The 12,121-nt window shown below is 38.7% G+C and carries 12 protein-coding genes; 8 read left to right on the top strand and 4 right to left on the bottom strand.

Annotation, left to right across the window (positions count from 1 at the left end; all coding sequences use genetic code 11):
- Positions 1 to 29 precede the first annotated feature (29 nt).
- Positions 30 to 497: an 8-oxo-dGTP diphosphatase gene (locus KBU52_RS03205; protein WP_003004973.1), complete on the bottom strand. Its 468-nt coding sequence runs from the start codon at positions 495 to 497 to the stop codon at positions 30 to 32.
- Positions 498 to 829: 332 nt separating this feature from the next.
- Between KBU52_RS03205 and KBU52_RS03200 the strand changes: the two genes are divergently transcribed.
- Genes KBU52_RS03200 through ftsY form a run of 3 tightly spaced genes read left to right on the top strand, consistent with a single transcriptional unit; the run spans position 830 to position 3,813 of the window.
- Positions 830 to 1,621: a Cof-type HAD-IIB family hydrolase gene (locus tag KBU52_RS03200; RefSeq protein ID WP_250307076.1), complete on the top strand. Its 792-nt coding sequence runs from the start codon at positions 830 to 832 to the stop codon at positions 1,619 to 1,621.
- Complete coding sequence (locus KBU52_RS03195; RefSeq protein ID WP_254724292.1) at positions 1,621 to 2,439, top strand: Cof-type HAD-IIB family hydrolase; 819 nt, start codon at positions 1,621 to 1,623, stop codon at positions 2,437 to 2,439. The genes KBU52_RS03200 and KBU52_RS03195 overlap by 1 nt, the downstream gene beginning before the upstream one ends.
- 3 nt (positions 2,440 to 2,442) lie before the next feature.
- The gene (gene ftsY / locus KBU52_RS03190; RefSeq protein WP_254724291.1) at positions 2,443 to 3,813 is read left to right on the top strand and encodes a signal recognition particle-docking protein FtsY; all 1,371 of its coding nucleotides are present in this window, start codon (positions 2,443 to 2,445) and stop codon (positions 3,811 to 3,813) included.
- A gap of 39 nt (positions 3,814 to 3,852) precedes the next feature.
- On the opposite strand, the gene zwf is transcribed toward ftsY, so the two are convergent.
- From zwf to KBU52_RS03175, 3 genes are all read right to left on the bottom strand, one after another.
- Positions 3,853 to 5,340: a glucose-6-phosphate dehydrogenase gene (zwf, locus tag KBU52_RS03185; RefSeq protein WP_254724290.1), complete on the bottom strand. Its 1,488-nt coding sequence runs from the start codon at positions 5,338 to 5,340 to the stop codon at positions 3,853 to 3,855.
- A gap of 148 nt (positions 5,341 to 5,488) precedes the next feature.
- Positions 5,489 to 6,229, bottom strand: coding sequence for an amino acid ABC transporter ATP-binding protein (locus KBU52_RS03180; protein ID WP_254724289.1), 741 nt, complete (start codon positions 6,227 to 6,229; stop codon positions 5,489 to 5,491).
- Positions 6,229 to 7,674, bottom strand: coding sequence for an amino acid ABC transporter substrate-binding protein/permease (locus KBU52_RS03175; protein WP_254724288.1), 1,446 nt, complete (start codon positions 7,672 to 7,674; stop codon positions 6,229 to 6,231). The genes KBU52_RS03180 and KBU52_RS03175 overlap by 1 nt, the downstream gene beginning before the upstream one ends.
- A 179-nt stretch (positions 7,675 to 7,853) precedes the next feature.
- Here KBU52_RS03175 and uvrB point away from each other — a divergent pair, with 179 nt between their 5' ends.
- From uvrB to KBU52_RS03150, 5 genes are all read left to right on the top strand, one after another.
- The gene (uvrB, locus tag KBU52_RS03170) at positions 7,854 to 9,842 is read left to right on the top strand and encodes an excinuclease ABC subunit UvrB (RefSeq protein ID WP_254724287.1); all 1,989 of its coding nucleotides are present in this window, start codon (positions 7,854 to 7,856) and stop codon (positions 9,840 to 9,842) included.
- Between the two features lie 14 nt (positions 9,843 to 9,856).
- Entirely contained in the window at positions 9,857 to 10,354 is a 498-nt protein-coding gene (locus KBU52_RS03165) for a GNAT family N-acetyltransferase (protein ID WP_254724286.1), read from the top strand.
- Between the two features lie 93 nt (positions 10,355 to 10,447).
- The gene (locus KBU52_RS03160; protein WP_254724285.1) at positions 10,448 to 11,074 is read left to right on the top strand and encodes an NAD(P)H-dependent oxidoreductase; all 627 of its coding nucleotides are present in this window, start codon (positions 10,448 to 10,450) and stop codon (positions 11,072 to 11,074) included.
- Positions 11,071 to 11,622, top strand: a complete 552-nt coding sequence (locus KBU52_RS03155) for a hypothetical protein (protein WP_254724284.1) — start codon at positions 11,071 to 11,073, stop codon at positions 11,620 to 11,622. The genes KBU52_RS03160 and KBU52_RS03155 overlap by 4 nt, the downstream gene beginning before the upstream one ends.
- Positions 11,619 to 12,119, top strand: coding sequence for a hypothetical protein (locus tag KBU52_RS03150; protein WP_254724283.1), 501 nt, complete (start codon positions 11,619 to 11,621; stop codon positions 12,117 to 12,119). The genes KBU52_RS03155 and KBU52_RS03150 overlap by 4 nt, the downstream gene beginning before the upstream one ends.
- The last annotated feature ends 2 nt before the right edge of the window (positions 12,120 to 12,121 follow it).

Raw genomic sequence — 12,121 nt, 5'->3', positions numbered from 1 at the left:
TTTTGTATTTGATTATACTGTAGAGAATATTAGTCAAATAAAATTGTTTTGTTTTCACTAATGCATTTCTTATTATCATCCCAATAGTTAATACTTTCAAAGCTTCCTTTTCTTAAATAAAGGGGTAGCCTTTTTCTGATTTCATCTTGCATTGGTATTTTATCGATTTCTTTTAGATTCCACCATTTTGGCTCACCTTCATCAGATGTGCTTAGTTCACCAGTAAACTGAGTACACAAAAAGTCATAGAAGACAAATCTCTCATTTCCGATTGAATTAGTAAAGCCTGAAATTCCTTTTAATTCAAGATTTAATGCAGTGAGTCCAGTCTCTTCTTTAAGTTCCCGTAATGCAGCTTCAAAAAAACTTTCAGGAAATTCAACTTTTCCCCCCGGTGGAATCCAGCCAGGAAAATTATCGTGCTGTCTATTAAGTAATAAAATTTCTTGATTTTTCAAAACGCAAATATTAACCCAGTTTTTGATTTTTTCAGTCATATTATCAACCTCCAACAAGTATTTTTTCATATGCAAGACTATATGTCAAGAACTATATACTATTTATGATTGTGACAAATATATCTCAACCAAAGATTGATAATTTTTACGCAATAGCTGATTAACTCTCAGAATAGACTTTAATCAAGAACTTTGGAAGAAAAGTGTTGAGAGGTTGGATATAAAAGAAGGTAATCAAATCACTCTGGCCTTCAAAATTGCTCCAGGAATTGATTTATAGAATACAAGGACGTGTCAATTCAGCACATCTTTTTTTACTTTTTCTATGGTATAATAGAAGATAGATTTACAACTGGAGAATAGAAGTATTTATGATTAAACTAGTCGCAACAGATATGGACGGGACTTTTTTGGATGAAGCTGGCCAATTTGATATGGAGCGTTTAAAAAAGCTTCTCCATTCTTATAAAGAAAAAGGGATTTACTTTGCTGTAGCTTCTGGCCGTGGTCTTTTGTCGCTTGAAAAGCATTTTGCGGATGTCAAAGATGAGATTATTTTTATTGCCGAAAATGGGAGTCTCGTTCGTTTTCATGGACAAGACCTCTATGAAGCAACCATGCCTAGAGATTTTTACCTATCAACATTTGAAAAGCTAAAGACTTCACCTTATTTTGATGAAAAGAAGATGCTCTTGACAGGTAAGAAAGCTTGTTATGTTTTAGATACTGTAGATGAAATCTATCTCATGTTTAGTCATCATTACAATGAGAATATTCAAAAAGTAGCCAAACTTGAAGATATCACAGATGAGATTTTCAAATTCACGACGAACTTTACAGAAGAGACAGTAGAAGCTGGCGAAGCTTGGGTCAATGAACATGTTCCTGGTGTTAAGGCAATGACGACAGGTTTTGAATCCATTGATATTGTTCTTGATTATGTGGACAAGGGAGTTGCGATTGTCGAATTGGCTAAGAAGTTAAATCTGGATATGGATCAAGTGATGGCCTTCGGTGACAATCTCAATGACCTTCACATGATGCAAGTTGTAGGGCACCCAGTCGCACCTGAAAATGCTCGCCCAGAGATTTTGGAACTTGCCGAAACAGTTATCGGTCACCATAAGGACCAATCAGTTATCGCCTATATGGAGGGATTATAATGGCAGATATTAAATTAATTGCCCTAGACTTGGATGGAACCTTGCTGACGACAGACAAGAAATTAACTGATCGTACCAAGGCAACTTTAAAGGCTGCGCGTGAACAGGGTGTCAAAGTAGTCCTAACAACTGGACGTCCTCTCAAGGCTATGGATTTCTTCCTTAAAGAGCTTGGAACAGACGGCCATGATGACGAATATACTATCACATTCAACGGTGGATTGGTTCAGAAAAATACAGGTGAGATTCTTGATAAGACAGTCTTTTCAATTGATGATGTGACACGTATTTATGAAGAAACTGAAAAATTAGGAATCCCCTTAGATGCAATTTCAGAAGGAACAGTTTACCAGATTCAGTCTGACCAAGAAAGTTTATATGCTCAGTTTAACCCGGCTCTAACTTTTGTTCCAACTGCTTTTGAAGACTTGTCTAGTCAGGTAACATACAATAAATGTGTGACTGCCTTTCCTCAGGAGCCTTTGGATGAAGCTATTCAAAAGATTTCACCAGAATTATACGACCAATATGAAATTTTTAAATCACGTGAACTCTTGCTAGAATGGTCACCAAAGAATGTTCATAAGGCGACAGGACTAGCTAAGTTAATTGAGCATTTAGGAATTGACCGAAGTCAGGTCATGGCTTGTGGAGATGAAGCTAATGACCTTTCCATGATTGAATGGGCAGGTCTTGGTGTAGCCATGCAAAATGCTGTGCCAGAAGTTAAGGCTGTGGCTAATGTGGTAACGCCTATGACCAACGATGAGGAAGCCGTCGCCTGGGCTATTGAAAAATATGTACTGAAGGAGAATTAAAGTATGGGATTATTTGACCGTTTATTTGGAAAAATAGAAGAACCGAAAATTGAAGATGTCGTCAAAGAAGCATTAGAAAACATTGATTTATCAGATGATAACGAGCAAAACGATACATCAGAATTTGAAAATGCTGTAGTGACAGAATCAGAAGAAGTTATCTTACCTGCAGAACCTCAGGAAGAAACAAATGAAGACTCACCTGAAGTAGAGGCTGTAGAAGAAGCGATCATTGAACCTCTTGATGAAGTTGAAATTCCTCAAGAAGACCCAATTCAAGTTGAAGAGGTAGAAAGTCCTCAAGTGGAATCGGTTCCTGTTGAAGAGATCCCTTCAAATGAAAGTGACGAGGAAGAAACTGTTCAACCTCAATCAAATGAAACAGAGCCGGAAATCGCTGAGGAAGTGGAAGAAGATCTAGTAATCGAAGAAACTCCTCAAGTTCAAGAGACTGTACAGGAAAAATATGACCGCAGTCTCAAGAAAACTCGTACTGGATTCGGTGCCCGTTTGAATGCTTTCTTTGCAAATTTCCGCTCAGTCGATGAAGATTTTTTTGAAGAACTTGAAGAACTGCTCATCATGAGTGACGTTGGTGTGCAGGTGGCTTCAAATCTTACGGAAGAATTGCGTTATGAAGCCAAGCTTGAGAATGCTAAGAAACCTGATGCCCTTCGTCGTGTTATCATCGAAAAATTGGTGGAGCTATACGAAAAGGACGGCATATATAATGAAAATATTAACTTCCAAGATGGATTAACGGTTATGCTTTTTGTTGGAGTTAATGGGGTCGGGAAAACAACTTCAATTGGTAAATTAGCTAATCGATACAAACAAGCTGGCAAGAAGGTTATGCTTGTTGCTGCTGATACCTTCCGTGCGGGTGCGGTTGCTCAGTTAGCAGAATGGGGACGTCGTGTAGATGTTCCTGTCGTTACTGGTCCTGAGAAGGCAGATCCAGCTAGTGTTGTCTTTGATGGGATGGAACGAGCAGTAGCAGAAGGTATTGACATTCTCATGATTGATACAGCTGGCCGTCTGCAAAACAAAGAAAACTTAATGGCAGAATTGGAAAAGATTGGTCGTATCATCAAACGCGTAGTGCCAGAAGCACCACATGAAACTTTTCTAGCCCTCGATGCCTCAACAGGTCAAAATGCTCTTGTACAAGCAAAAGAATTTTCAAAAATCACTCCTTTGACAGGTATTGTCTTAACCAAGATTGATGGAACTGCCCGAGGTGGTGTTGTTCTTGCTATCCGTGAGGAACTCAATATCCCTGTTAAGCTAATTGGTTTTGGTGAAAAAATCGATGATATCGGTGAGTTTAACTCTGAAAACTTTATGAAGAGCCTTCTAGAAGGTTTGATATAAAAGAAAATCCTGCAAGAATTCTTGCAGGATTGTTTTTGATTATTCTAAACGACCATCTTTACGATAGGCGATATCTGGTTGCCATGTCCATTTGGCTCCGTATTTTTCAAGGAGATCAAAACTAGCCTGAGGTCCCATGCTACCAGCCTTGTAGTCATGAAGTGGAGCACCGTTTTCAGCCCAAAGCTTCTCAATACGGTCAATCAATTTCCAAGAAGCGCTAACTTCTTCCCAGTGGCTAAAGTTAGTTGAATCGTTATTCAATACATCGTAGATTAGCTTTTCATAAGGATCTGGTGAAGCACCTGTTGCAGTCGCATCTGTTCGATAGTCAAGCGAGTTATGTGCAAGTTTGAACTCTTCTCCAACTTCTTTACCGTTAAGGCTGAGAGAGAAACCTTCTGTTGGTTGGATATAGATGGTCAAAATATTTGGTGCTAGAGGCTCTCCAAAAATTGAATCCATTTGCTTAAAGACAATGTTTACGTGTGTTCCTTTTTCAGTTAGGCGTTTACCTGTACGGAAGAAGAAAGGTACATCACGGAAGCGATCAGTATCGACAAAGAAGGCACCTGAAGCAAAGGTTTCTGTCATTGATTCTGGGTTGACATTTGGTTCGCTACGGTATGAAATATATTTCATGCCATCAACTTTACCAGAACGATATTGACCACGGATGAAGTGCTCTTTAAGTTCCTCATCTGTAGGGTGGTAAAGGTTCTTGAAGACCTTGATTTTCTCTGCGCGAATGTCATCCTTTGTAAAGCTTGCAGGCTTGTCCATAGCAAGGAGTGACAGAAGCTGAAGTGTGTGGTTTTGAACCATGTCTCGAAGGGCGCCAGACTCATCATAGTAGCCACCACGCTCTTCAACACCTAGACGTTCTGCAAAGGTAATTTGAACATTATCAATATGTTCCCGATTCCAAACATTTTCAAAGATCATATTGGCAAAACGAATGGCAAAAATACTCTGAATCATCTCTTTACCAAGATAGTGGTCGATACGATAGATTTGCTCTTCGTTAAAAGTAGCTAGAAGCTCTTCGTTTAGTTTGCTTGCGGTTTCATAATCCGTACCGAAAGGCTTCTCAACAATCAAACGTTCAAAGCCTTTACCGTCAACGATTTGCTCAGACTTGAGGTGTTTGGCGATGGTACCGAAGAATTGTGGTGCCATTGAGAGGAAGAAGAGCTTGTTGTGTTCAGTTTGATACTTTTCATTTAACTCAGCCTGAAGCTTACGTAATTCGATATAGTGTTCGGTATCATTAACATCGTGGCTTTGATAGTAAAAATGACTAGCAAAAGCTTGAGCCTCTTCTGCGCTATCTGCCAAGTCTAAAATAGATTCGACAACAACAGATTCGAAATATTCCTTACTCCAAGGTCTACGAGCAGTTCCAATAACAGCAAAATGATCAGATAAATTACCTGATTTGTAAAGTCTAAAAAGTGAAGGGTAGAGCTTGCGTTTAGCCAAATCTCCACTAGCACCAAAAATTGTAACAATAACTTTAGATGACATCCAGCTACCTAATTTCTATTTACTTTCCTAGATATCCTAGGCATGAGGAATCCCCATTTTCATACCCTTTATTTTATCATAATTTTCTAAAAAATCCAAAAATCCAATACAAGTGAGAAAAAAACTGCAAGGTAAACCTTGCAGTTTTTTAAGCGTTGAGCACCTTGTCTAAAAATTCTTTTAGACGAGGGTGTTGTGGGTTATCAAAGATTTGATCAGGTGTACCATCTTCTAGGAATTCACCGTCTGCTGTAAATATTACTCGATTGGCAACCTTACGAGCAAATCCCATTTCATGGGTTACGATGATCATAGTCATGCCTTGTTCAGCCAATTCTTTCATAACGTTCAGAACATCGCCAACCATCTCAGGGTCAAGGGCAGAAGTTGGCTCGTCAAAGAGCATAATATCAGGGTTCATTGCTAAACCACGAGCGATAGCCACACGTTGTTTTTGACCACCGGATAGATTTTCAGGATTGGCATTGGCCTTGTCAGCAAGCCCAACTTTTTCAAGGAGTTCCATACCCAATTTTTCAGCTTCAGCCTTAGTCATTAACTTATGTTCTACAGGAGCGAAAGTGATATTTTCCAATACGGTCATATGTGGAAAGAGATTGAAGTGCTGGAACACCATTCCGATATTTTCACGAACATGGTCTACATTGGTAGATTTATCCGTTAGATCATAGCCATTGACTGTGATGCTTCCTTTTGTTCCTTCTTCGAGGAGATTTAAGCTACGCAAGAAAGTTGACTTACCTGAACCAGAAGGTCCAATGATACAAACAACATCTCCTTCATAGAATTTCGCTGAAATTCCTTTAAGGACTTTGTTTTTACCATATTGTTTATGTAAGTTATGAACGTCAATTTTTAATTTTGCCATTATTGAATCCTCTTTTCTAAGCGTTTCGCTAATCTAGTTAGAAGAGTGATAATCACAAGGTAAAAGACTGCGAGAATTGCATACATTTTGAAACTTTGATAGTTACGAGCAATGATAATCTTACCAGTCTGGAAGAGTTCTACCAAACCGATTGCAGATACGATTGTTGTATCTTTAAGAGCGATAACAAATTGGTTTACAAAGTTTGGAAGCATGAGCTTGGTTGCTTGTGGCAGGACAATCTTACGCATGGTTTTTCCATATGAAATACCAAGGCTTCGACTGGCTTCCATTTGTCCAACAGGCACGGCCTTGATACCCCCACGAACAATTTCAGCAATGTAGGCAGCTGAGTTTAGGGAGAGGGCAATTGTACCAGCGACAAAGTCATTGATTGGACTTTGTTGACCTGTGAGGGATTCGATAAAGTTAGGAATTCCCCAGAAAATGAAGGCTGCGAGAATCATGAGTGGAATACCACGGATAACGTCAACGAAAATCTCTGAAATCAAACGGAGTGATTTATAAGGGCTGACACTAAAAATACCGAAGATAATTCCGATGAAAATCGCAATTACAAATGAAATAAGTGCTAATGAGAGGGTAATTCCAAGTCCGCTGAGAAGTTGTTTGTAGTTGTTTTTCAACAAGCCCCAGATAGTTGTTTCATCAGCGGTTGAACTTGTAGTAGTAGAACCGCTAGCTAGATACTTATCAAGGATTTTTTGGAATTCTCCATTTGCTTTAAGATTTGCAAGACCCTTGTTAAACTTCTCTAGCAATTCTGGATTACTTCCTTTTTTTACTGCAAAGGCAGTTTCACCAATTGGTGTACCTGCGATTGGTGTTTTTAACTTTTGTCCTTGACTAATAGAATATTTAATAACAGGTTCGTCGTCCATAACGGCATCAATTGAACCAGTGTTTAAGCTATCATACATAGATGCAGCATCGGAAAAAGTTTTGATCTTGTAACCGTACTTGCTTTGATTCTCTGTTAGGAAGGTTTGTGAAGCAGTACCATTTTTCACACCTACAGTCTTATTGTTCAAATCCTCATAAGAAGAAATGGTACTTGATTCTTTAACACCAAGAATAGTATTTGCTGTATAGTAAGAATCAGAGAAATCAAAAGTTTCTTTACGAGCATCAGTCACTGACATACCTGCAATGATACCGTCTGCTTGTCCAGATTGGACTGCGTTAATAGCAGCATCAAAACCTGGATTGGTAATCTCGATTTCAAAACCTTGGTCTTCAGCGATTGCCTTGATTAGATCCATATCGATACCAGTGTATTGATTGCTTGAGTCCTGGAAAACAAATGGCGCAAAAGATGAGTCACTGGCGATAACATACTTGGTTTTTTCTGTGTCAGCTTTTGCTATTCCTAGTGAAAGAATAGGAAATAAAATTAGCAAACAAGCTAGGATTTTTTTCTTCATGTGATGTCTCCTTTCAAGATATTTTTAAATTATATCAAAAAAGTTGAAGAACGACAAATATTTTATATTTCTATGTAAGAAAATATAACATAGAACAAGGTGAGGTGGTCTGTTGAAAAACAGAAACTCTTTCCTTTTTATGGTAAAATAGAAGGATAGAAAATATGTATGAGGCTATTATGATAAATCGAATTACAGACAACAAATTTAAACTAGTATCCAAATACCAACCTTCTGGGGATCAACCGCAGGCCATTGAACAGTTAGTGGATAATATTGAGGGTGGAGAAAAGGCTCAAATCTTGATGGGGGCGACTGGTACAGGAAAGACCTACACTATGAGTCAAGTCATTGCCCAGGTCAATAAACCAACTCTTGTCATTGCCCACAATAAAACCCTAGCGGGACAGCTCTATGGGGAGTTCAAGGAATTTTTCCCTGAAAATGCTGTTGAGTACTTTGTTTCTTACTATGATTACTACCAGCCAGAAGCTTATGTGCCCTCTAGCGATACCTATATCGAAAAAGATAGTTCGGTCAATGACGAGATTGATAAACTTCGCCACTCCGCTACATCAGCTCTTTTGGAGCGTAATGATGTGATCATTGTTGCATCTGTGTCTTGTATCTATGGTTTGGGATCTCCTAAAGAATACGCTGATAGCGTGGTTAGTTTGCGTCCAGGTCTTGAGATTTCTCGAGATAAACTGCTCAATGATTTGGTGGACATTCAGTTTGAGCGCAATGACATTGACTTCCAACGGGGAAGATTTCGTGTACGTGGGGATGTGGTGGAAATTTTCCCAGCCTCTCGTGATGAGCATGCCTTTCGTGTTGAGTTTTTCGGGGATGAGATTGACCGTATCCGTGAAGTTGAAGCTCTAACTGGTCAAGTTCTGGGTGAAGTGGATCATTTGGCGATTTTTCCAGCGACTCACTTTGTGACGAATGATGACCATATGGAAGTAGCTATTGCTAAGATTGAGGCTGAGTTGGAGGAGCAGTTAGCTGTCTTTGAGAAGGAAGGTAAACTCCTCGAAGCGCAACGCTTGAAACAACGAACAGAATACGATATCGAGATGCTTCGTGAGATGGGCTATACAAACGGGGTTGAAAACTACTCCCGCCACATGGATGGACGAAGCGAAGGAGAGCCACCGTACACCCTTCTTGATTTCTTCCCTGATGATTTTTTGATTATGATTGATGAGAGCCACATGACCATGGGACAGATCAAGGGCATGTATAATGGAGACCGTTCACGTAAGGAAATGTTGGTTAATTACGGTTTCCGTTTGCCATCTGCCTTGGATAATCGTCCCCTTCGTCGTGAAGAGTTTGAAAGTCATGTTCACCAGATCGTCTATGTTTCAGCGACACCTGGTGATTATGAACATGAGCAGACTGAGACCGTTATTGAGCAAATCATTCGTCCGACTGGTCTTTTGGATCCAGAAGTGGAAGTGCGTCCGACTATGGGACAAATTGATGATCTCTTAGGTGAAATCAACGCCCGTGTTGAAAGGAATGAACGGACCTTTATTACAACCTTGACCAAGAAAATGGCTGAAGACTTGACTGACTACTTCAAGGAAATGGGGATTAAGGTCAAATACATGCACTCGGATATCAAGACTTTAGAGCGAACAGAGATTATCCGTGACCTGCGTTTAGGAGTCTTTGATGTCTTGGTAGGGATTAACCTCCTTCGTGAAGGGATTGACGTTCCAGAGGTGAGTCTAGTTGCTATTCTTGATGCCGACAAGGAAGGTTTCCTTCGTAATGAGCGTGGACTCATTCAGACCATCGGTCGTGCTGCCCGTAATAGCGAGGGACACGTGATCATGTATGCAGACACTATGACTCAGTCTATGCAACGCGCCATTGATGAAACAGCTCGTCGTCGTAAAATTCAGATGGCTTATAATGAAGAACACGGTATCGTGCCACAAACTATTAAGAAAGAAATCCGTGACCTGATTTCTGTAACCAAGGTAGTTGCCAAGGAAGAGGACAAGGAAGTCGATATTAATAGCCTTAACAAACAAGAACGCAAAGAACTTGTCAAGAAACTGGAAAAACAAATGCAAGAAGCCGTCGAAGTGCTTGATTTCGAGTTAGCTGCTCAAATACGTGATATGATGTTGGAAGTCAAGGCCTTGGATTAGATAGGATAAAGCGAATGAAGATTATCATTAAAACAATGGAAACTCCTGAAGAGATAGAAGGAAAATCTCTCGTTCATTGGCAAACGTGGAGAGAGGCTTATGACGATCTTTTACCCGCGGATTTTCAGGAGACGATGACATTAGAAAAATGTCGATTCTTTAGTCAAAAATATCCAGAGAATACCTTGATTGCGATGGATGGAAAGAAGGTCGTTGGATTTATCAGCTATGGAAATTTTCGTGATGAAGCCATTCAAGCTGGTGAAATCATAGCCTTATATGTTTTAAAAGATTACTATGGAAAAGGTGTGAGTAAACAGTTAATGCATGCTGCATTTGCTGCTCTTGATCATTTCTCTGAAATTTATTTATGGGTATTGAAAGATAATAAGCGAGCCATTGCTTTCTATCAAAAAATGGGTTTTACTGTTGATGGCCCAGAAAAAATACTTGAACTTGGAAAATCTGTTAAGGAATTGCGGATGGTGTGTTCTTCAAATAAAGATTCCTAAAGGACGTATCTATCGATCTTTGAATCATTATCAATTAATCAAGTAAAAAATTAAAAGAGATAGAATGAACCAAAGAAATGAAGGAGAAGACGAATGAAAATTCTAGTCATCAATGGACACCCTGATAAGGAAAGTTACTGTCAGGCTATTTTTCAAACCATTGTAGAAAATCTTGACTCAGGTCGCCATGAACTTGAAGCCATCAACCTTAATGAAGAGGACTTTGATCCTGTTTTACGTTATGGCTATCGAAAACGTATGGAAGAAGATTCTTTTATCCTTCGTTCTCAGGAATTAATAAAGTGGGCAGATCATTTCATCTTTGTTTATCCCATCTGGTGGAGTAGTATGCCTAGCCTTATGAAAGGTTGGATTGATCGTGTCTTTACACCAGGAATTGCCTACTCAGCCAATGACCAGGGAAGTTTTATTTGGAATTACCTCAGAGGCAAACAGTTTAAAAAGTTATTAAAAGGGAAAACAGCAAGTATTTATGCAACTTCGATGGCACCTACCTGGTGGTACAAGATCTTTTCAGGTCCTCTCAACATTCCTGATAGTTATGGTATCTCTGTTTTGAAAAATGCCGTCTTGAACCACTGTGGGATTAAAACCAAGCGCGTCTGCATCTTAGGAGAAGTTGGCCGGGATGTGAATACCGCTAGTATGCGGGAACAGCATCTCAAAAAGGTTGCAGCAGAAGTGAAGAAACTATCATGAAACAAGAAAATAAGAGTCAGAAAACATCAAAAAAACACTATAAGCAAAATCAAAAAATAAGCTGGCTGGATAAAGTTAAATTGTGGTTGCTACAGCATTCAAAAATAGCTTTTCTATTAGATAGTAGTATATTTTTCTTATCAGCTTGTGGGATAATCTATTTGTTACTTGGGACAACTCTTCTTCCAAAACCATATCAAAACCTCAATTATGTCTTTCCACTTTATATGAATCTAGTATTCTTAGTGAATATACTTTATCAGGGTATTTTTAGAGATAATTTCGATGGAATGACTAGAGTCCAAGATTTTGCAAATCCATTCTTGTACCTAAATGGAGTAGGTTTTCTGTTTCACTTATTTTTTGGAATAATGGGTCGAAATAGAAAGAGTATTCCTCCCTTGCTAACTTTAGACCCCCACTATACCTGGTTTCCTATTCTTACTTATGTAATTTTCTTCTTAGTGCCTGCTTTGATCATTTTGATTTCCAAGCATATTGAAAAGAAAAAGAGGGAAGAAGAAAATAGGGAAAATCCACTCAAATGAAAAAGAATAAAAGAAATTCAAATACAAAAAAGAATCTCTCAAGGAGAGAAAGTTTTCATCTTTGGCTAGATTCTCATAAATTTTTAGGATTCTTCTTGATTCTCGGAATTATCCTAGCAATAGGACTAAGTTTGAATCTAATTTTTGAATGTCTCCCTATTCCTTCGCCATACAGAGATATCAACTATAGTTTTCCGATATATATAAATCTTTTTTGTCTGGTATATCGATTATTTGACTATTGGTTCTTAGACTTGTCTGGGGCAAGGATGACAATAAAAAGATTTGCAGATTTATTTATCTATCTTAATAGTATCGGTTTAATAGTCCATCTCTTTATTGGGATTGGTGGAAAAAACAGTAAAGGGATTTTACCTTCTCTCGTATCCCTAGACCACCGCTATATTTGGTTTCCTATAGCAACCTATCTAATCTTTTTTACTGTAGCTGCTTTAACGATTTTGTTTATGAAATTTATTGAAAATAAGAGGAGTTAATT

The organism is Streptococcus sp. 9.1(2021), assembly GCF_030466425.1.
Classification (GTDB): Bacteria; Bacillota; Bacilli; order Lactobacillales; family Streptococcaceae; genus Streptococcus; species Streptococcus wuxiensis.
Note: the sequence above shows the minus strand (reverse complement) of the source record. Positions and strands in the feature narration are given on the sequence as shown.

Coding starts and splice junctions, on each gene's coding strand:
- KBU52_RS03180 (WP_254724289.1), bottom strand. CDS start 6,229: ATGGCAAAATTAAAAATTGACGTTCATAACTTACATAAACAATATGGT.
- KBU52_RS03175 (WP_254724288.1), bottom strand. CDS start 7,674: ATGAAGAAAAAAATCCTAGCTTGTTTGCTAATTTTATTTCCTATTCTT.
- KBU52_RS03155 (WP_254724284.1), top strand. CDS start 11,071: ATGAAACAAGAAAATAAGAGTCAGAAAACATCAAAAAAACACTATAAG.
- ftsY (WP_254724291.1), top strand. CDS start 2,443: ATGGGATTATTTGACCGTTTATTTGGAAAAATAGAAGAACCGAAAATT.
- uvrB (WP_254724287.1), top strand. CDS start 7,854: ATGATAAATCGAATTACAGACAACAAATTTAAACTAGTATCCAAATAC.
- zwf (WP_254724290.1), bottom strand. CDS start 5,340: ATGTCATCTAAAGTTATTGTTACAATTTTTGGTGCTAGTGGAGATTTG.
- KBU52_RS03200 (WP_250307076.1), top strand. CDS start 830: ATGATTAAACTAGTCGCAACAGATATGGACGGGACTTTTTTGGATGAA.
- KBU52_RS03150 (WP_254724283.1), top strand. CDS start 11,619: ATGAAAAAGAATAAAAGAAATTCAAATACAAAAAAGAATCTCTCAAGG.
- KBU52_RS03205 (WP_003004973.1), bottom strand. CDS start 497: ATGACTGAAAAAATCAAAAACTGGGTTAATATTTGCGTTTTGAAAAAT.
- KBU52_RS03195 (WP_254724292.1), top strand. CDS start 1,621: ATGGCAGATATTAAATTAATTGCCCTAGACTTGGATGGAACCTTGCTG.
- KBU52_RS03160 (WP_254724285.1), top strand. CDS start 10,448: ATGAAAATTCTAGTCATCAATGGACACCCTGATAAGGAAAGTTACTGT.
- KBU52_RS03165 (WP_254724286.1), top strand. CDS start 9,857: ATGAAGATTATCATTAAAACAATGGAAACTCCTGAAGAGATAGAAGGA.